This is a genomic window from Anaerococcus porci, from assembly GCF_034090325.1.
In the GTDB taxonomy this organism is placed as follows: domain Bacteria; phylum Bacillota; class Clostridia; order Tissierellales; family Peptoniphilaceae; genus Anaerococcus; species Anaerococcus porci.
This window is the reverse complement of record NZ_JAXDSU010000025.1, coordinates 1-19,920: the sequence shown is the minus strand read 5'-3', so window position 1 is coordinate 19,920 and position 19,920 is coordinate 1. Positions and strand designations below refer to the sequence as shown.

At 29.2% G+C, this 19,920-nt stretch carries 18 protein-coding genes and 1 pseudogene; 2 read left to right on the top strand and 17 right to left on the bottom strand.

Going from position 1 to position 19,920, the window contains the following annotated elements; translation table 11 throughout:
• The 10 genes from SOR60_RS02890 to SOR60_RS02845 all read right to left on the bottom strand — a co-directional run.
• Positions 1-223 (bottom strand): hypothetical protein (locus SOR60_RS02890; protein WP_320595151.1); only part of this gene is annotated, 223 nt, incomplete at its 3' end.
• Positions 224-378: 155 nt separating this feature from the next.
• Positions 379-729, bottom strand: a complete 351-nt coding sequence (locus tag SOR60_RS02885; protein ID WP_320595150.1) for a hypothetical protein — start codon at positions 727-729, stop codon at positions 379-381.
• A gap of 95 nt (positions 730-824) precedes the next feature.
• Complete coding sequence (locus tag SOR60_RS02880) at positions 825-1,766, bottom strand: bifunctional riboflavin kinase/FAD synthetase (RefSeq protein ID WP_154539177.1); 942 nt, start codon at positions 1,764-1,766, stop codon at positions 825-827.
• Positions 1,756-2,631, bottom strand: a complete 876-nt coding sequence (gene truB, locus SOR60_RS02875) for a tRNA pseudouridine(55) synthase TruB (RefSeq protein WP_154539179.1) — start codon at positions 2,629-2,631, stop codon at positions 1,756-1,758. Before truB ends, SOR60_RS02880 begins: the two co-directional genes overlap by 11 nt.
• Positions 2,624-3,604 carry a DHH family phosphoesterase gene (locus tag SOR60_RS02870; protein ID WP_320595149.1) on the bottom strand — a complete coding sequence of 327 codons (981 nt, stop codon included), beginning with the start codon at positions 3,602-3,604 and terminating at the stop codon, positions 2,624-2,626. Before SOR60_RS02870 ends, truB begins: the two co-directional genes overlap by 8 nt.
• Complete coding sequence (gene rbfA / locus SOR60_RS02865; RefSeq protein ID WP_176269461.1) at positions 3,582-3,965, bottom strand: 30S ribosome-binding factor RbfA; 384 nt, start codon at positions 3,963-3,965, stop codon at positions 3,582-3,584. Before rbfA ends, SOR60_RS02870 begins: the two co-directional genes overlap by 23 nt.
• Complete coding sequence (gene infB, locus SOR60_RS02860) at positions 3,965-6,070, bottom strand: translation initiation factor IF-2 (protein WP_320595148.1); 2,106 nt, start codon at positions 6,068-6,070, stop codon at positions 3,965-3,967. Before infB ends, rbfA begins: the two co-directional genes overlap by 1 nt.
• Before the next feature lie 13 nt (positions 6,071-6,083).
• Positions 6,084-6,341: an RNase P modulator RnpM gene (gene rnpM, locus SOR60_RS02855; protein WP_154539187.1), complete on the bottom strand. Its 258-nt coding sequence runs from the start codon at positions 6,339-6,341 to the stop codon at positions 6,084-6,086.
• A 26-nt stretch (positions 6,342-6,367) separates the two neighbouring features.
• Complete coding sequence (gene nusA, locus SOR60_RS02850; RefSeq protein WP_320595147.1) at positions 6,368-7,708, bottom strand: transcription termination factor NusA; 1,341 nt, start codon at positions 7,706-7,708, stop codon at positions 6,368-6,370.
• A gap of 8 nt (positions 7,709-7,716) precedes the next feature.
• Positions 7,717-8,157 (bottom strand): ribosome maturation factor RimP, encoded by a 441-nt coding sequence (locus SOR60_RS02845; protein WP_320595146.1) that lies wholly within the window; start codon positions 8,155-8,157, stop codon positions 7,717-7,719.
• Between the two features lie 128 nt (positions 8,158-8,285).
• On the opposite strand from SOR60_RS02845, the gene SOR60_RS02840 reads away from it, so the two are divergent.
• Together SOR60_RS02840 and SOR60_RS02835 are read left to right on the top strand one after the other, a co-directional pair.
• A complete protein-coding gene (locus SOR60_RS02840; RefSeq protein ID WP_320595145.1) occupies positions 8,286-9,176 on the top strand; it encodes an ATP-binding protein in 891 nt (296 codons plus the stop codon).
• The gene (locus SOR60_RS02835; protein ID WP_320595144.1) at positions 9,169-10,866 is read left to right on the top strand and encodes a hypothetical protein; all 1,698 of its coding nucleotides are present in this window, start codon (positions 9,169-9,171) and stop codon (positions 10,864-10,866) included. Before SOR60_RS02840 ends, SOR60_RS02835 begins: the two co-directional genes overlap by 8 nt.
• A gap of 15 nt (positions 10,867-10,881) precedes the next feature.
• Here SOR60_RS02835 and SOR60_RS02830 read toward each other — a convergent pair whose 3' ends face one another.
• The 7 genes and pseudogenes from SOR60_RS02830 to SOR60_RS02800 all read right to left on the bottom strand — a co-directional run.
• On the bottom strand, positions 10,882-15,039 hold the full coding sequence (locus tag SOR60_RS02830) for a PolC-type DNA polymerase III (protein WP_320595143.1): 4,158 nt from the start codon (positions 15,037-15,039) through the stop codon (positions 10,882-10,884).
• Positions 15,029-16,087 (bottom strand): flavodoxin-dependent (E)-4-hydroxy-3-methylbut-2-enyl-diphosphate synthase, encoded by a 1,059-nt coding sequence (gene ispG / locus SOR60_RS02825; protein WP_154539201.1) that lies wholly within the window; start codon positions 16,085-16,087, stop codon positions 15,029-15,031. The genes SOR60_RS02830 and ispG overlap by 11 nt, the downstream gene beginning before the upstream one ends.
• 11 nt (positions 16,088-16,098) lie before the next feature.
• Positions 16,099-17,109 carry a M50 family metallopeptidase gene (locus SOR60_RS02820; RefSeq protein WP_176269452.1) on the bottom strand — a complete coding sequence of 337 codons (1,011 nt, stop codon included), beginning with the start codon at positions 17,107-17,109 and terminating at the stop codon, positions 16,099-16,101.
• Between the two features lie 8 nt (positions 17,110-17,117).
• Positions 17,118-17,894: a phosphatidate cytidylyltransferase gene (locus SOR60_RS02815; RefSeq protein ID WP_154539205.1), complete on the bottom strand. Its 777-nt coding sequence runs from the start codon at positions 17,892-17,894 to the stop codon at positions 17,118-17,120.
• Positions 17,881-18,618, bottom strand: a pseudogene (locus SOR60_RS02810) (isoprenyl transferase); the annotation flags it as partial. The pseudogene SOR60_RS02810 and the gene SOR60_RS02815, both read right to left, overlap by 14 nt.
• Positions 18,619-18,722: 104 nt before the next feature.
• On the bottom strand, positions 18,723-19,166 hold the full coding sequence (locus tag SOR60_RS02805) for an Hsp20/alpha crystallin family protein (protein WP_176269449.1): 444 nt from the start codon (positions 19,164-19,166) through the stop codon (positions 18,723-18,725).
• A 574-nt stretch (positions 19,167-19,740) separates the two neighbouring features.
• The coding region (locus SOR60_RS02800) for a response regulator transcription factor (RefSeq protein WP_320595142.1) at positions 19,741-19,920 on the bottom strand (180 nt) is incomplete at its 5' end.

Here is a 19,920-nt window from a genome sequence, read left to right as displayed (position 1 = left end):
TTTTTGAAGGAAAGTCTTCTTTTCCAGTTCTAAACATATAATTTAGTTCTCTAGCAACCTTTATTATATCATCACTAGCCATAACTAATGATTCTTTATCATTTATATCAATATTATTTTCTTTAATTAATTTTTTCAATTCGTTAGCTTTTTTGGTTAGCTTATCGTCAAATTCTTTTGATATATAATACTCAGATCTATCTTCTACAAAATTTTTATGCATATTTAAAACAACAGGAATTAAGTTAGATTTTGTGTAGTCTTTTATTGCTTTTTGATAAATATCATCAATTTCATGAGATGATTTAGCATTTTTAGTTTCTTCTTTGTTAGAATCATTTTCTATATTGATTTTCTCATTAGAATTAGTAAGATTAGTTATAGTTTCGTTCTTTCTTCTAAGTTTGACTTTGCATTTACATCATTATTTAAATTTGATTCTTCTTTAATACTTAGATTTTCTTTTAATTCAGAATCTAATTTGTCAGCATTTTTATTTTCTTGAGATTTTTCTTCTTTATTATTAATCTTATGGTCTGAATTTTTTTCTGATTTGTATTCCATATGACCTATATCTGATTTTAATTCTTCATTTTCAGTTTTTTCATCTAATTTTATAGTATTAGATCCAGTTACCGCTACATTTGAACTATTTGCTAAACTAGTAAATGTAGGTAAAGCCAATATAAATGATAAAGATACCACAGCTATTTTCTTAGAATTTTTCATAAGTTTTCTCCTTTCACAAACTTAATTATGTATATATTATATATATTATCAAACTAAAAATATTTCTAAATTAAATAAAAAAGAGCAGTTATAAACTACTCTTTTCTATATTTATCTATTAAATTGTATCCTCTAGTTTTATCTTTTTTCATTTGTTCGATTAGCTCTTCTGCATTTTTAAATTTATAGTCAGGCCTAAAGTATTCTAGAAATTCTACGGTCATATTTTTACCATATATATCTTTGGAAAAATCCAATATATAGGTTTCAATTTTTATATCATTTGGACCAAAGGTTGGATTGGTTCCTATATCTGTTAGGGCAAAGTAGCTTTCCTTATCTATTCTTACTCTTGTAAAGTATACTCCAGATTTAGCTTTTATATAGTTGAAGTTTAGCATAAGATTTGCTGTAGGAAAATTCAATAATCTTCCTCTTTGTGCTCCCTTTACAACTTTTCCCTTTATCTTAAATGGATGTCCCAAATCAAAGTTTGCTTTTTTTATTTCCCCATCTTTTACCATTTTTCTTATATCTGTTGAGTTTATAATTCTTCCATTATCAAGCTCAAAATCTACCACCTTTGTCTTATAGCCAAAGTCCTCTTCATATGATTTTAATGTATTTATATCTCCTTTGGCCATTTTCCCAAAGCGATAATTATCCCCAACTATGACATACTTGGTATTTAGTTTTTCATATAAGATTTCTTTGATAAATTCTCTGGGACTTAAATTTTTAAATTCTTCTGAAAATTCTAAAAAACAGAAACATTCTATTCCCATATCATTTAATATTTCTATTTTGTCGTCAAGGCTTGTCAGATATTCTTTTTCTCCATTTAATATATTCTTGGTATTTTCTTTAAACAATAGGACAGACGGAGTAAGTCCGAAATTTCTGGATATTTTTATATTTTCTTTCATAAGTTTTTGGTGTCCTCTATGAACTCCATCAAAATTTCCCAAACTTACAGCCTTAGGACTAAGTTCAATTTGATTATTGTCTAGGTCAAATACTTTAATATTATCCTTCATAAAATACCCTCTTTAGTTTCAATGCATTATTTGAAATCTTTCCTATTCCTATAAATTCATCTTCCACATATACCCTGATATTTTCTATATCATTTTTATTGGCTAGTTTTATTGTCATACCATTTATAGATTTTTTTAAATTTGATTTATCTAGAATTATTTTGTCCATATTTAATAAGGCCTTATCTATTGGAATTATTTTTTCTTTTATCTTAACCATAGGAATATTTTCTAAATTTTCGCTTTTTATAGAATCTTTTATGTGAAAATCTCCCACTTTTATTCGTCTTAACTCATGTACATTGGCAAAAGTTTTTAATTCCTCTCCCAAATCATTTACAAGTGTTCTTATATAAGTGCCTTTTGAACAAGTAATCTTAAATCTTGCAAAAGGAAAGTCAAATGAAAGGATTTCAAAATCATAGATTTTTATATTTCTTTTTTTCCTTTCTACATTCTTTCCTTCTCGTGCAAGCTCATATAATTTGCGACCATTATATTTTAGGGCAGAATACATGGGAGGTATTTGTTCAATATCTCCTATAAATTTACCTTTAATTGTCATTTCTAAGTCTTTTTTGCTAAATAAATTAGATGATTTAGCAATTATTTTACCAGTTTTATCTTGGCTATCTGTTTTTTCGCCAAAAAAGGCAAGAGTCTCATAAACTTTTACTTCATCCATCAAAAAGTTTGAAACTCTTGTCGCTTTACCTATTAGAAGAGGTAATAGTCCTGTTGCTAGGGGATCAAGTGTGCCTGCATGACCTATTTTTTTTATAGATAATTTTTTTCTTAACATATAGACACACTTTGCAGATGATATCCCACTTTCCTTATCTATTAAAAGAATTCCATTAGTCATCTATGGCCTCTTTTAAGATTTTTCTCATAGTATCTAAGGCATCTTCCATATTTTTTTCATAAAGTGAAAAGCCAGCCGCTCTAATGTGTCCTCCTCCATTATTATCTCTTGCAATTTTGGATACATCTAGCCATTCTTTGCTTCTTAAAGAAATCTTATATTCACCATCATCATACTCTTTTATAAGACAGGCCACTTCAATTCCTTTTAAATCTCTAAGCATATTTACAACTGATTCACTATCTCCCATTTGCATCGAAAAGTCTTCACACATTTTCTTACTTACCCCAACTAGGGCATATGGTTTGTTGAATTCAACTTTAGAAAGGATATGATTTTCAAATCTTAATTTAGAAATTTCCTTATTTTGATAGAGATTTTTATAAACATACTCATAGTCTGCACCTTCATTTATAAGTTCAGCTGCTGTAAGAAAAGTTAATTCGCTTATATTTGAGTATAAAAATCTTCCAGTATCTGTTACCAGACCTATATAGAGAAGTGTTGCTATTTCATTATCTATAGGAAGTTTGAGTCTTTTAATTATTTCATAAACTAACTCACATGTGGCTGGAGAATCTGAGTAAATTATATTTAAGTCTGTATCTATCTTTCCACCTTTATGATGGTCAATTACTATAGTGTTCTTTGATTTTTCGCATATTTCTATTGCCTTATCTATCCTATCAAATTCTGAACAATCTACTATTATAAATAAATCATATTCGTCTAAGCTTGGTTTTTTATATTGACTTAAATCAGGAAAAAATTTTAGGTAATTATCTACTTCACTGATTTGTATAACTTCAGCAAATTTCCCATATTTTTCTAAAGATTTCCTAAGAGAAAGGGATGCACCTAGCGCATCCCCATCTGGATTTATATGGGCAGATATTGCAATAGTCTTAGCCTCATCAATTAATTTTTTAAATTTATCAAGTTGACTTTTGCTAATCTTCTCTATTTCCGGCATTTTTCTCATCCTTTGCAATTGTTTCTGCAATTAGTTTATCCATATAGACACCACGCTCTATAGAATTGTCATATTTAAACCTAAATTCAGGCATAGACCTAAGTCTCATTCTTTCACCTATAAGTCTTTTGATAAATCCTTTTGCATCTTCGAATGCCTCTATTACTGATTCTTTTTTACTCTCATCTCCTAATACTGATACATAAATATCAGCAAATGAAAGGTCATTTGTAACTTCAACTTCAGTAATGGATACTATGACATTTTCTGATAGCCTAGGGTCATTTATATCTTCTGCAAGTATTTTTGATAATTCCTTTTGCATTTGTGAAGATATTTTCAAACTTCTTCTCTTATCCATTATAAATCTCTTTCTTTTTCTATCATTTCATAGGCTTCTAATTCATCGCCTTCTTTAACGTCATTGAACTTTTCAAGACCTATACCACCCTCATAGCCATTATTGAGCTCTTTTGCATCATCTTTGAATCTTTTCATAGATTCTATATTTCCGTCAAAGATTACTACATTATCTCTTAATAATCTTATCTTTGCTCTTCTTGGTATAGAACCATTTGTTACTAGAACACCTGCTATGGTTCCTGCATTTGGAACTTTAAATGTTTGTTGAACTTTGGCACGTCCCAGAACTTTTTCTTCAAATTCAGGATCAAGCATACCCTTAAGGGCCTTTTCTACATCTTCTATAGCTTCATAGATTATTGAATATGTTCTTATTTCAATATTATTTTCTTCAGCCATTTGTAAAGCACCTTGGGTTGGACGTACATTAAATCCTATGATTATAGCGTTTGAAGCTTGAGCTAGTAGGACATCTGACTCTGTAATACCACCTACTGCTCCTGCAATTACATTTACAAATACTTCTTCATTTGATAGCTTAGCGAATGAAGAACTTACTGCATCTACAGTACCCTTAACATCTGTTTTAACTATGATATTAAGTTCTTTTAGCTCACCTTCTTCAATACCTTCATACATATCTTCAAGATTAGTGTTTGATTTTTGGATAAGTCTTTCTTCTCTTTTTTGCTCTTTAGCACGATCAGCATAGGCTCTTGCTGTTTTTTCATCTTCTACAGCAAATATCTTATCTCCTGCTTCAGCAACATCAGATAAACCTAAGATTTGAACTGGTGTTGATGGACCTGCTTCAGATATAGTCTCTCCTTTTGAGTTAAACATAGCTCTTATTCTTCCTGATGAAGATCCTGTTACTACGTAGTCTTTATCATGGAGTGTTCCTTTTTGTACAAGGACTGTTGCTATAGCTCCTCTTGCCTTATCAAGTTGGGCTTCTATTATTATACCTACAGCATCCCTATTTGGATTTGCCTTAAGCTCTCTCATTTCAGCAACAAGAAGTACCATCTCAAGTAAGTCTTTTATTCCATCACCTGTTTTTGCAGATACTTCTACCATAATAGTATCTCCACCCCAATCTTCTGAAATAAGACCATATTCTGTAAGCTCTTGTTTTACTCTATTAGAATCTGATTCTTCCTTATCCATTTTATTAATTGCAACTATTATTGGAATTTCAGCAGCTTTAGCATGGTTTATAGCCTCTATTGTTTGTGGCATTACCCCATCATCACCAGCTACAACAAGGATTGCTATATCTGTTGATTGAGCCCCTCTCATTCTCATTTGAGTAAAGGCTTCGTGGCCTGGTGTATCTAAAAATACAATTTCCTTATCATTGATATTTACAGTTGATGCACCTATATGTTGGGTTATTCCACCTGCTTCTCCTGATGCAAATTGTGTATTTCTTATAGCATCAAGGATTGATGTTTTACCATGGTCTACGTGACCCATTACTGAAACTACTGGAGGACGAGTTACTAAGTCTTCTTCATTATCTTCAAAGTCAAGATCTTTTTCTTGCATCTCAATTTCATCTAATTTTTCTTCTTTTGAGATTTCTTTGTTAAATTCAAGTGCAATAAGTTCTGCTTGGTCAAATTCTATTTGGTCATTAAGACCTGCCATTACACCAAGTCCCATAAGTTTCATTATTACTTGGTTAGCATTTTCATTTATTTTATCAGCAAAAGCCTTTACTGATATTGACTCTGGTATTTGAATTATTCCATCATCATTATTATTGTCTTCTTTTGCCTGTCTTTTTGTTGACTTTTTTGACCTTTTATTTTGCTTTTTATTTTTCTTTCTCTTCTTGTTTTTATTAAATGTCTTGTCTTTGTTTTGAGACTTATCTTTTTTCTTTTTTTCTTCTTTTGTATTTTCTATAACTTCTTCCTCTTCCTCTTCTTCTTCTTCCTTAAAATATTCCTCAACTATTGCTAAGTCATCCCCTGATAACATAGACATGTGTGATTTTATATCAAGTCCAAATTCATCATTTAACAAACTTAACATTTTCTTAGTAGTTACATCGTATTTTTTTGCTAATTCATATATTCTAAGCTTCTTAGCCATATAATCACCTCTTTTATTTCATAGCAATTATCTCCTCATAAAGATTATCACTAATTTCAGTTTTAAAAACTTTTTCTAATTTTCTCTTCTTTTTTGCCTCATTTATACAATTTTCATCCTTACATATATAGGCACCCCTACCATTTTTCTTTCCAGTAGGATCAAGTATTATTCCTTCTTCTTTGTTTTTAACTATTCTTATAAGTTCATTTTTATCTTTGTTTTCTCCACAAACTATGCATTTTCTTTGTGGTATTTTTCTTTGTTTCATTATCTCACCATATTAGTTTAATAAATCTATAAATAATCGTTTGAATCATCCAATAGTGAATCTAGATCATCTGATAAGGATTCTAAATCTTCTTTTTCTATATTAAGTAAATCATCATCTGGATCATCCTTATCAGACACTTCAAAATCTTCTAATTTATTATCTTTAGAAATCTCTTCTAATTCTTTTAAGTTTGAATCATTTTCTAATATATCTTTTGTAGCAGTTTCATCGTCAAGATTTTTACTACTATCTTCTACTATTTCAGACTCATTTTCTTCTGCCTCTTCTTCATTTAGGCCAAGTATGTCATCTATTTCTGCTTGGCTTAATGACTTATATTCTGCTTCACTTTTTATATCTATCTTCCAACCTGTAAGCCTTGCAGCAAGTCTTGCATTTTGACCTTCTTTACCTATGGCTAATGAAAGTTGATCTTCTCTTACTATGACTAAAGATTGTTTTTTCTTCTCATTTATATGGACATCTATAATTTCTGCTGGAGATAGGGCATTTTTTATATAAACTTTTATATCCTTGTCATAATTTATTATATCTATCTTCTCACCTTGTAATTCTTCTACTATAGAATTTACACGACTTCCCTTATACCCTATACATGCTCCAATAGAGTCTATTTCAGGATCATTTGAATATACAGCAATCTTTGTACGAGAACCAGCTTCCCTATCTATGGCATAAATTTCAATTATACCATTGGTTATTTCCGGAACTTCCAATTCAAATAATCTTTCAACCAAGTTTTTATCTCTTCTTGAGAGAATTATTTGAGGTTCTTTTGTTGTATTTTTAACATCCTTAATTAAAAGCTTGATTCTTTGATTAGGTGTATATACTTCACTATCAACTTGCTCTTTTGTAGGGATAATTCCTTCAATTTTATCAAGATTTATATATACATTATACTTATCTTGTCTTTGAACTATTCCTGTTATAATATCATTGGCCCTATCTAGATATTCACTGTAAACAGAATCTCTTTGGGCATCTCTAATTTTTTGTATAACAATATTTCTAGCTGTTTGTGCTGCAACCCTTCCAAAATTTTTAGGTGCAATTTTAACCCTACATACATCTCCAACTTTAAGCTTTGAGTCAATCTCTTTAGCCTTTGTCGAAGTGATTTCTGCATAAGGGTTACTTACTTCTTCAACTACATCTCTTAGAGAATATACTTCAATCTCACCAGTTTCTTCATCTATATTTACATCAACATTCTCATTGTTATCATAGTTTTTTTGGTAAGACTTAACCAAGGCCTTTTCTAATGCCTCAAGAATTATCTTCTTATCAACATTCTTGGTTTTTTTTATTTCCTCTAAGGCTAATATAAATTCTTTATTCATCTTTCCCCCTAGAATACTATCTCTATTTTGATAGTTTTGATATCACTTTTAGCAATTTTAAAATCTTCTCCTTCTTTGTCTAATAACAAATAATCATCCTTGATTTCTTTGATATGGCAAAGAATAACATCCCCATTTTTAAGCTTAACGTTTAAAAGCTCATCTTTATTTCTTTCAAGGTCTCTATCAGTCTTTAGGGGTCTTGAAAGATCAGGAGAAGATACTTCTAGATAATAGAAAGATTTTATAAGGTCTAATTCGTCTAATTTTTCATTTAAGAAGTTAGATACTTTCTCACAATCATCAATTGTAACTCCGCCTTCCTTATATATGAAAAATCTTAATATTTTGTTTTTACCTTCACTAACAAACTCACAATCTACAAGCTCATAGCCAAGATTATTAATATCTGTTTCTAAATTTTCTTTTAATCTACTTATTAAATCCATAACCTTCCCCTTTACATATTAAAAGAGTGGATTTGTCCACTCTTTTTCTATTTTTATTATACTACTAAGCATAACATTTTCAATTTAAATGTTAATCTATTTAAGTATAATATCCTTAGGTGGTAGAAATGATTAATGAAGAATTAGAAAATAAAATTAAAATATTTAGAGATAGTTACGATATAGATCCTAGTGTCAAAGACCTAATTAAGAAAGCAAAATTTCCTTATGTATGTGAAGAAGTTTATAAAGAAGCTATAAGTTCAATTCTTGCCGGGAAAAACCTCCTATTAGTTGGAGATAAGTCAACAGGCAAAAATGTACTTGCTGAAAACTTAGCTTATCTTTTTAATAGACCCTTATGGACTTCTTCCTTTCATATAAATATTGATGCATATGACCTTATTGGTGGTGATACTCTAAAAAATGGAAAAATCATATTTAGACCTGGTCCAATTTATAAAGCTGCTAAATATGGAGGATTCGGTGTTTTAGATGAGATAAATATGGCAAAAAATGAAGCAATCGCCGTTCTTCATGAAATTCTTGACTACAGGAGAATGCTAGAGATTCCTGGATATGAAAATCTCAAGCTTCATCCTGCCACAAGATTTATAGCTACAATGAACTACGATTATGAGGGAACTAGAGATTTAAATGAAGCTCTTTTATCTAGATTTGTCATAATTCAAATGCCTATAATAAAAAAAGATGACTTGAAATTATTAATTAAAAGTCAATATAAAAATATGAAAGATGAATATATAGATAACTTTACATCCTTTTTCTTTGACCTAAGGCTTAAAGTTGAAAATGGGGAGCTTTTAACTGTAAGTCCTGACTTGAGATCATTATTTGATAGTTTTGACCTAATAAAAGAAGGCTTGAACCTTAAAAATGCACTTAAACTCACCGTAGTTAATAAAAGTTTTGATGAATTTGAAAAAAAACTTATAGAGGATCTAATTATGACAAGATTTAAGGATAGAACATACTATAAGGATGTTTTTAATGAATGACTTTAAAAACGCCAATAGGAAAAGAATTTATAATCTTATATGGGATATGGCAGAAGACTATTCTATTGATCCTATATTTGTAGGCAATGATATAAGTTCTAATCCAAGTTTTTATTTTAATATGATTATTGGTCTATCCTATAAGGTATTTGGAAAGGACAATATAGAGCAGTTATTTAACACATGGAAAGAATCAAAGTATCAAGATAGATATGATAGTTTAAGCTGGCTTGGTCTTGAAAATTATATTTTTAACCATACTAAAAGAATAAACATTCAAAACTTAAGAAATGACTATGCTAGAGATTTTTTTTCTAATAAGAACGATCTTAATAGAAGAACTCTTTCATATAGGAATATAAAAGTCTATCTACTTACATCAAAGCATATGGCCAATATTTTGAATAAAGAATTTAAGGGACTTAAAAAAAGTGAGCTTAACCTTTTAGAAGATCTTTATAGTATTAATGATGAAGAATCTTTAAAAAATCAATTTAAAAGTATATATGAAAAATACTTTGATTTTGATAATGATATTAAGGCAAAAAAGATTAGACTTGGATTCTTTAGAGAGCATTTCAATTATAAAACTCCTCATTCTTTTGAAAGGGCAATTAATCCTTCATATGTCAATCTGGATTATAATATTAAAAATCCCTTATCATTTTATAAATTTAAAAAAAGAGAAAAAAAGAAAGATGAAATTGAAAAATTATTTGGCAAGTCAATTATAGATTATAAAAAACTAAGTATTCTTGAGCAAGATATTTGTAAAGATGAAGATAAACTTGAAAGATTGCGGTTTACTAAGTCCGTTAAAGAAGAGATTAAAGATAAAGAAAGTAGGAATATGTTAGAGAAGGCAATAGCCAAAAATAAGGAAAAATACTATTCTAAAAAATCCCAATATGATTTTGAAATAAGAAAATTAAGTAAGAGCTTTAGAAAAATAAACAATAATATAAGATATGATGATAGTTATATATCAAAAATTGGTAGGCTTAATCCAAAGCTTTCTTATAGAGCAATTTTAAATAATGGAGATATCTTTGAAAGAAAAGACTATAAAAGAATAAACTCTCTTTCAGTTGATCTTATTCTTGATTCTTCAGCATCAATGATTGGCATGGAAAATGATATAGCTATATCAGCTTATATACTCGCTAAAAGTCTAGAATTATCAAATATAAAAATAAGAATTATTTCATATCTTTCCTATGATTATTATACTATAATAAACATTCTTAAAGATTTTGATGAGTCTTTAGATAGTAATAAGGTATTTTCCTATCATGGAAGAGGATTTAATAGGGATAGTACAGCCTTTAAGGCTTACAGATCTATGGATAAGAAAGTTTCAAATAGAATAAGTATTTTTATGAGCGATTTAAACCCATCTGATTTAAAACCTATATATAAAAAGGGACTAAGAAGAAATATTTCTTATGAGAAAGATGAAGCTTTAAAACTTGTAAAGAAAGAAATAAACGAATTAAGGACTCGTGGTTATAGGACATCTCTAATATCATTTAGGCAAAAAAATAATGTTAACTTTATTAAAAATGCCAAAGATATATTTTTTAATGACTTTGCTATTTTGAAATCACCATCTATGCTAAGTACAAAAGCATCTATATTAATTAAAAAGACTATTAAAAAAATCCAAAGGAAAAATGGAGATACCTTTTAGGTATTCTCCATTTTATTATAAATCAAATAAAGACATTTGATTTTCTTCTTGGATTCCGTCAACTATATCTAGATTTTTAAGTGAATTTAAGGCATTTTTATTTAGAGAGGTTCTTTTATTTAAATCCTCTATTGAAATAAACTTAGATTTATCTCTTTCTTCTACTATATCTTTGGCCATGGCCTCTGATACATCATCAATCGCAGAAAGTGGTGGTAGAATTTCTCCATCTTCATCCAAGATAAATTTACAAGCTTCAGACTTATATAGGTCTGCTTTTTTTATTTTTATATCTCTTGCAGCCATCTCCTCTGCAACCTCTAATAAGCTCCTTAGATTCTTCTCCCTTTGTGTTGGTTTTTCAAGCTCATTTATTTCATTAAGAGCATATTGAATTGACTTAAGTCCTTTTATTATTACTGAATATTGGAAGTCATTAAGTTTAGTAGTAAAATAAGTTGCATAAAAGGCCTTTGGATAATATACCTTATAGTAGGCAATCCTATAACTCATCAAACAATATGCTACTGCATGGGCCTTAGGAAATAGATACTTTATCTTAAGGCAAGACTCAATATACCATTCTGGAACATTATTATCTCTCATATATGCTAAGATTTCATCACTTAATGGTTTCCCTTTTCTAACTTTTTCCATTATTTGAAATGATTTTTTCTTATCAAGTCCTAAATTAATTAGTGAATTCATGATGTCATCACGGGTTGAAATGATTTGACTAAAATCAGCTTTATTTGACTTAACCAAATCTTGAGCATTATTTAGCCATACATCTGTACCATGGGATAAACCTGATATTCTTGTCATTTCTGAGAATTTGGTTGGAAAAGTATCTTTAAGCATGCTTCTTACAAAACCTGTGCCAAATTCAGGTATACCCAATGTTCCAATTTCATTGTTTGAAAAATCATGGACTATATTTAAAGGTTTTGTTGACGAGAAGATGTTCATTACATTTTCATCATCCATCTTAATTTTTAGTGGATCTGTATTTGTTAAGTCTTGAAGACTTCTAATAATTGTTGGTACATCATGACCTAAAAGGTCAAGCTTTAATATAACTCCATGCATCATATTATATGTGAAATGAGTTGTTTTTATATCATCACTTCCATCATCAGCCGGATATTGAACAGGTGAAAAGTCATATATGTCCTTGTCATTTGGAACTATCATAAGTCCACCTGGATGTTGACCTGTTGTTCTTTTTACATCAAAAAGTCCTCTTTGATATTTTCTTATTTGTGCATTTGAAAGACTGATATTCTTATCTTCCATATGTTTTTTAATATAACCAAAGGCTGTGTTATCTTTTATGGTACCTATAGTCCCAGCCCTAAATACCTTACCTTCTCCAAAGAGTTCTTCAGTGTATTTGTGAATAGTTGGTTGATATTCTCCAGCGAAGTTTAAGTCTATATCAGGTTCCTTATCCCCTTCAAAACCTAAGAAAACTTCAAACGGTATATCATGGCCATCTTTTAACATATCTGCACCACACTCTGGGCATTTTTTATCTGGAAGGTCAATTCCAGCTCCAATAGATCCATCTGTTATAAACTCAGAGTGCTTGCATTTTGGACAAATATAATGTGGTGCTAATGGATTTACTTCAGTAATATTTGCCATGGTAGCTGCAAATGATGAACCTACAGAACCCCTAGATCCTACTAAATACCCATCTTTATTAGACTTTTCCACAAGCTCTTTTGCAATTATATATAAAACTGCATATCCATTTGAAATTATCGAATCTAGTTCCTTATCAAGCCTTGTTTTCACAATTTCAGGAAGTGGATTTCCATATATAGAGTAAGCTTTCTGATAAGTAGTATCTCTCAGCTTTTTATCAGATCCTTCTATTTTTGGAGGAAAAGTTTCATGAGGAATTGGCATTATATCATCAATTAATTCTGATATTTTTATAGTATTGTCAATTACAACCTCAGACCTTATTTTATCATCAAGATATGAGAACTCATCCAACATTTCATCAGTTGTTTTAAGATAGTAAAGTGGATTTTTCTCCTCATAATGAAAAAATTGACCCTTATGAAGAATATTTCTAAGTACATAATCTTTCTTATCCATATACCTTACAGAACCTGTTGCAACTACAAGCTTATTATGTTTTTCACCAAGCATAATTATCTTTTTATTAATATCTATAATCTGCTCTTTATTTCTTATTTCTCCTTTTTCTAAATCATCAGCAAAAACTCCCATAGCTTCAATTTGGAAGAAGTCGAAAAACTCACAAATTTCATCAATTATTTCTTCATCATAATTATCTCTTATAGCCTTAAATAAGAGACCATCCTTTCCTCCAGAACCAAGAATTAGACCCTCTCTATTTTCTTTTACAATATCAAAGGGTGTCTTTGCCTCCCTATAAAAGTACTTCATCCTAGATTCAGAAATTATCTTATATAAATTTTTAAGTCCAGTATAATTTTTTGCAAAAATTATAGAAGAAAAATCCTCATGTCTTGCAATTAACCAGTCTGTTTTAAATTTATTTATATTCAAAATTTTAATTTCTGGATCAAGGTCTTTCATTTTTTTAAAAAGTTTAATGAAGACTTTGGCTGTTGCTAAAGCATCATCACTTGCCCTATGATGGTTGAAGGCACTAAGTCCTAGCTTTTTAGCAAGCTTATCAAGGGAGAATCTTCCCATATCAGGAAATACTGCCCTTGCCATAGGAAGAGTATCCATATATACAGGCTTAAATTCATAGCCTAAATTTTCACAAGATTCTCTTATAAAACCTATATCAAAATCAGCATTTTGCCCAACAAGAATTGCATCTTTAGAAAATTCCAAAAATTTCGGTAGAACCTCATCAATTTTTGGCTTGTCCATTACCATTTCATTTTTTATACCTGTAAGCTCTACTACCTTATCAGGAATAATTCTTTCCGGATTAACTAGCTCATTGAAAACTTCTACAATCTCTCCATTAGAAATTCTCACAGCACCTATTTCTGTAATCTTATCAGAATACCTAAATAGTCCTGTAGTTTCAAGGTCAAACACTACAAAATCAGCATCTTTTATATCAAAAATATTGGAAATATCCTTTTTGTGATTGTTTGTAAGAATTCTTAAATCTCTATCTACGAGTAATAGCTCGCTTCCTGCAAGCATTTTAATATTATTTTTCTTAAGTTTACCATACATATCTGGCAAAGCTTGGAGGGTTTCAGTATCAGTTATACCACAAGCCTCATGCCCCCAAGATTTAAGTCTTGAAGCTAGCTGATCCATATCTACAAAACCATCTAAGTTTGTCATTTTTGTATGAATTTCTAGCTCTACTCTTTTTTTAGGATAAGTATCAAGTCTTAGTTTTTTAGTATCTTCAATCATAGAATTTACAGTAAAAACATCTTCATGAGCGTAGTTGTCATAGTTTAGTACGCCTTCAACTTGAACGTAAACACTATCCTTTAGCTTATCAAGTTTTGCCTTATTTTTTGGATTTACAAACATTTTACAAGCTATTGCATCACTTTCATCTTCAAGGTCAAATGAATAGATAAAATTGCCTCTTTTTGATTCAAAAATGTCTATGTCATACACTTCTCCCTTTAAAGAAAGATTAATTCCTTTTTTATCATATATGTCTTCTATCTTAAATAATTCAGATTTTATATTTCTGCCATATTTTAGTTTATCGAATGAATTTTTCTCTTCCTTTTTTTCTGTCCTTTGAGCCCTTGCATTTTGAATCATATACTCGAGTTCTATTTTTTTTCTATCTCTTAAACTCGTTTCAGAGCTTTCGTCCTTTTTAGGTTCAACTTTTATTGAAAGTTCTTTTGAATCTTTATTTTTATTATCCTGGTTTTTTTCATCAAATCTTTCCATATCATAGATATCATCATATAAACCATTATCAATATAAGCTGGTAGGGGTTGGTTTTCATAAAATTCATCTATAGATTCACTTATGTCTTTTTTAGCTTTAGTTTCTACAAAGTTTAAAGAAAGATTAGTATAAGAAAAATAATTTTCAAGTTTTTCTTTTATATTTTCATCACTTGCACCAACAATAGTAAGCTTAAGCTTATTTAATTTTTTAGAATAAGTAGCTTTTTCTATATAATGGTCAGTCTTACTTTGTATTAAAGAATTTAGGCTAATTTTCATCTTTATTATCTTTCAATATTTCTTCTATAAGTGTATCTACTATTTCTTCTTGCTTCACTTTTTTAAGTGTTATTCCCTTTTTAAATAAAAAACCATATCCATTTGCACAAGCTATACCATAATCAGCTTCTTTTGACTCTCCAGGCCCATTTACAGGACATCCCATTATAGCCACCTTAAGATTAAGTTTAAGACTTTCTAATCTTTGTTCAGCTTCTTTTACTATAGTGTCTAAATCTACTGTGGTTCTTGAACATGTAGGACAGGATACAAGATCTACTCCATCACGCCTTAAACCTAAAGATTTAAGTATAGTTTTGGCGGCCTTTAATTCTTCTAAAGGATCACCTGTTATAGACACTCTTATAGTATCTCCTATTCCATCTTTTAATAAAGAACCTATTCCTACAGATGATTTAACTAGGGCTTGGTAAAGTGGTCCTGCTTCTGTAACTCCAAGATGAAGCGGATAGTCACAAAGTTTTGATATTTTTCTATTAACATCAATCATTGTATTTACATCGGATGATTTTATTGAAATAACAATATCGTAAAAGTCTAAATCTTCTAATGTTTTAATTTCTTCAAGTGCAGAATATACTAATGAGTCAACATTTACACCATGGTATTTTTCAATCATATCCTTATGAACAGACCCTGAATTTACACCTATTCTTATTGGTATATCTTTATCCTTACACTTTTCTACAAGGATTTTAACTTTGTCAGAGCCACCTATATTCCCAGGATTAATCCTAAGACAATCACATCCATTTTCAACTGCAGCTATAGCAAGTTTATAATCAAATTGAATATCTGCTACGAAAGGTAGGTTAGTTCTTTTTTTAATCTCACCTATCGCCTTAGCATCTTCTATAGAATTTACAGCAGATCTTGATATATCACATCCTGCTTTTTCAAACGCATTGATTTGTTCTACAATCTCATCTATATTCTTAGTTTTTTTTGTTGTCATTGATTGAATAGAAATAGGAGATCCTCCGCCTATGGCAACATCTCCTACATACACTTTTCTTGTTTTTTTCAATTTTTACTCCTTTAAAATAAGTTTATAATGTCTTTTATTGTTACTATTAAAATTAAAGATAAAAGAAGGACAAATCCAACTATTGTTACTCTTTCTTCAAGTTTTTTATTGATTTTTTTCTTTGTTATCATTTCATATAGAGATGTAAATAACTTTGAGCCATCAAGAGCTGGAATAGGTAAAAGATTAAAAAATCCTAAATTTACTGATATATAGGCAAGAAAAAATAATATATTCATTAAACCTAAATTAACTTGCCTTCCCATTTCCTTAACAACTCCAACTGGACCTGAAAGGGCATTAAAAGAAAGTTTACCTGTAAAAAGATTTTTAAGTATTGAAAAAAGCATCCCTATCATTTGAAAAACTTGTTTTATGCCAAGACCAATAGCTTCTATTAAAGATACATCTCTCGGTTTTGGTGTGATACCTAATAAAGGCATATCATTTTCAAATTTTGGATTGATTTTCTTTTCTATAATATCACCGTCTCTTTTAACCCTAACTGACACTTCCTTATCCTTAGAATTTGTCTTATAATAAGTAGTTAATATTTCTGATATATCTGAAAATTCATTTACTTTTATCCCTGCTATCCCTATAATCTCATCATTGATTTCAAGACTTTCTTTTGCCGGTGAATTTTCTGTAAATCCACCAATTGAATTTGAAGCTATACCAGTATTAAAAACTACAAAAGTAAAAATAAAAGCTGCAAATATCAGATTAATAAGAGGACCTGCAAGAATAGTTAAAAATCTTTTATAAGCTGGTGCCTTATCAAACGACCTCTCATCATCACTAGTATCATCTTCACCTTCCATAGCACAATAACCACCTATAGGTAATAAATTTATAGAATATAAGGTTTCTCCCTTTTGTTTAGAAAAAATTTTAGGTCCCATACCTATGGCAAATTCATTTACCTTTATCCCACTTTTCTTAGCAACAATAAAATGTCCAAATTCATGAATTAATATCAAAAATAAGAACATTATTATAGATATAATTATTGATTTCATCTTCTCTCCTATATAAGGGTAAATAAGAACATACAAGGGCTTATAAATAAAATAGAGTCAAATCTATCGAGTATGCCCCCATGTCCAGGAATTAAGTTACCATAATCCTTTATCCCACATTTTCTTTTTATAAATGAAGCTACCAAGTCACCTGTCTCAGAAAGGATTGCTGAAACTATGGTAAATAAAACGACCAATAAAAGACTTTGTTCGAAGCCTATTATTTTTATATAAATTAAATTCAATAAAATAGCTCCAAATACTCCACCAATAAAACCTTCTAAAGTCTTATTAGGAGATATTTTCTCAATTGCCTTAATTTTAGTTTTTCCAATACTTACTCCAAAAATAAAGGCAAAAGTATCAGAACCCCAAGCTATAACATATAGCATATATAGATATCTAACATCCCTTATACGAATTGCATTTGACATAAATATAGATATATAGGTAACTACAAAAAGAAGGGCAAAAAAATCTTGCATCTTAAACTTTTTGTTAAATATCATAAATACAAATATAGATATAAGAATGGCAATAATACCTACTATAAATATATTAGGATCTCCAAAATAGGCGTTTACCATAAAAAATGCATTAATTATTAGAGCAAATCTTTTTGGAACATTATAGTCTATATTTCTTAATGCTTGTATAAGCTCATATACTGCTATAGATGAAAAAATAGTAAAACCTACAGCAAAGTATGGTCTTCCAAAATATGTTATAAGAATTAAGCAAATTAAAATTAACCCCCCTCCAAAAAGTCTTTTAGCTAGGTTCATTCAATCCTCCAAATCTCCTATCACGTCCTAAATAAGAATCAATAGCCTCATCTAAGTCTTTGTATTTAAAATCAGGCCATAGAGTTTTTGTAAAATAAAATTCTGTATAGGCAAGCTGATATATTAAGAAATTTGAAATTCTTAAGTCTCCACCTGTTCTTATTAAAAGATCAGGATCTGGCATGTTTTTAGTATAAAGATAAGATGAAATAGTATTTTCATCTATATTATTAAAATCTAAACCATCCTTAGCCATATCTTTAAAAGCCTTAACTAGTTCACTTCTTCCACCATAGTTTATTGCCATATTTAAAACAAGACTTTTGTTATTTTCTGTGAGTTTACACACATCAAGACAGGACTTTATAGTTTTATCTGGCAATTTAGATATATCTCCAATAATATTTAATTTTACATCATTTTCCATTAGCAAATTTGTTTTATCTTTTATAAATTTTGCTAATAATTTCATTAAATAATTAACTTCAATTTTAGGTCTTTTCCAATTTTCTGTAGAAAAGGCATATAAGGTGAGGTATTTTATACCCCTTTTTTTTGCATAAAGTGCTATATCTACAACATTTTCTGAGCCTTCTTTATGTCCTAAAGATCTTGAAAGTGATCGTTTTTCAGCCCACCTTCCATTTCCATCAAGAATTATGGCCAAATGTTCAAGTTTTTTCTTATCTTTCATCAAGTCCTCTTCCCTTTTTTTATTTCTTACTTTAAATTATACCATAAATGTATTCTAAAAAATGGCATAAAAAAATGCAGGTATTAGCCTGCACTTTTATGAGTATGTTTAAAATTATTAAAATATTAAATAAATTATTTTATTTCAATAGTTTTTTTAGATTTGTCTTTATTTAATTTAGGAAGTTTAATTTCTAGAAGTCCATCACTAAGATTTGCTTCAATATTTTCAGAATCTATATTTTCAAAATGCATTGTTCTTGTCATCTTAGATGATCTTCTTTCCCTATGGATATATTTTTCCTCATTATTAGAATCATCTTTTTCTTCTGTTTTCTCTGCACTAAGTGTTAACCTATCATCATCAAGTTCAATGTTTATATCATCTTTTGTAAATCCTGGCATTTCAGCTATAACTTTATATGATTCATCATCCTCTTTTATATCTACCTTAAAAGTAGTATTATTTACCAAAGATGATCTTCTATCATTTCCATTAAAGAATGAATCAATCATATTATAGAAGTCATTAAAATTATTGTCTAAAAAACCATAGTCATATTTCTTTAAATTTGCCATATTGTCCTCCATCAAATTATTTTTCCATATTGTTTAGCAGTCATGCATCTCAACTGCTAATATTAATATACTATGAAGGTCAGAGAAAGTCAAATTTAAATTTAAAAAAACGCAATTATTGGAAATTACGTTTTTACAAAAGATAAAAGCATATCTAATATGACTGTGATAAACATTTATTCCTAGAAAAATTGATACTATATTATAAAAATCTTTCCATAATTCCATAAGCTATTACCATATTAACTAATATCGTTTATTAAAATTAGAGCCTTATATAAATTCTAAAAGATCTTACCAACTTGCTCATTTATAACAATTAACGGTGATATATAGTAAACTAACAGCTTAAAAATCCATCTCATAGCTGATTATTATATAGTCTAATTTAGGATATCAATTAAGATACGATTTTCCAGCAGTTTTTTCGATATGATTTATTATTTAAATACTTATCTCCTTCTTTTTCCATTAATAGATTGAAGATTTTGCTTAAGATAGACTTGAAAATTTTATTATCAACTGATTACTTAATTATGTATTAATATCTTCTTAATTAATTGTAAAATGATTTTTACATAACTGGATTAATGTATCCAATTTCCATTGCTTTATTATAAGCTTCAACTATATTCTTGGCTCTCAACTTATCATAGATATTAGCTATATGATTATAAAGAGTTCTCTCGCTTATGAATAACTTCTTTGCAATCTCCTTTTTACTTTCTCCTTTTATTAACTCTTTTAATACTTC

Coding starts and splice junctions, on each gene's coding strand:
- SOR60_RS02885 (WP_320595150.1), bottom strand. CDS start 729: ATGAAAAATTCTAAGAAAATAGCTGTGGTATCTTTATCATTTATATTG.
- SOR60_RS02880 (WP_154539177.1), bottom strand. CDS start 1,766: ATGAAGGATAATATTAAAGTATTTGACCTAGACAATAATCAAATTGAA.
- truB (WP_154539179.1), bottom strand. CDS start 2,631: ATGACTAATGGAATTCTTTTAATAGATAAGGAAAGTGGGATATCATCT.
- SOR60_RS02870 (WP_320595149.1), bottom strand. CDS start 3,604: ATGCCGGAAATAGAGAAGATTAGCAAAAGTCAACTTGATAAATTTAAA.
- rbfA (WP_176269461.1), bottom strand. CDS start 3,965: ATGGATAAGAGAAGAAGTTTGAAAATATCTTCACAAATGCAAAAGGAA.
- infB (WP_320595148.1), bottom strand. CDS start 6,070: ATGGCTAAGAAGCTTAGAATATATGAATTAGCAAAAAAATACGATGTA.
- rnpM (WP_154539187.1), bottom strand. CDS start 6,341: ATGAAACAAAGAAAAATACCACAAAGAAAATGCATAGTTTGTGGAGAA.
- nusA (WP_320595147.1), bottom strand. CDS start 7,708: ATGAATAAAGAATTTATATTAGCCTTAGAGGAAATAAAAAAAACCAAG.
- SOR60_RS02845 (WP_320595146.1), bottom strand. CDS start 8,157: ATGGATTTAATAAGTAGATTAAAAGAAAATTTAGAAACAGATATTAAT.
- SOR60_RS02840 (WP_320595145.1), top strand. CDS start 8,286: ATGATTAATGAAGAATTAGAAAATAAAATTAAAATATTTAGAGATAGT.
- SOR60_RS02835 (WP_320595144.1), top strand. CDS start 9,169: ATGAATGACTTTAAAAACGCCAATAGGAAAAGAATTTATAATCTTATA.
- SOR60_RS02830 (WP_320595143.1), bottom strand. CDS start 15,039: ATGAAAATTAGCCTAAATTCTTTAATACAAAGTAAGACTGACCATTAT.
- SOR60_RS02820 (WP_176269452.1), bottom strand. CDS start 17,109: ATGAAATCAATAATTATATCTATAATAATGTTCTTATTTTTGATATTA.
- SOR60_RS02815 (WP_154539205.1), bottom strand. CDS start 17,894: ATGAACCTAGCTAAAAGACTTTTTGGAGGGGGGTTAATTTTAATTTGC.
- SOR60_RS02805 (WP_176269449.1), bottom strand. CDS start 19,166: ATGGCAAATTTAAAGAAATATGACTATGGTTTTTTAGACAATAATTTT.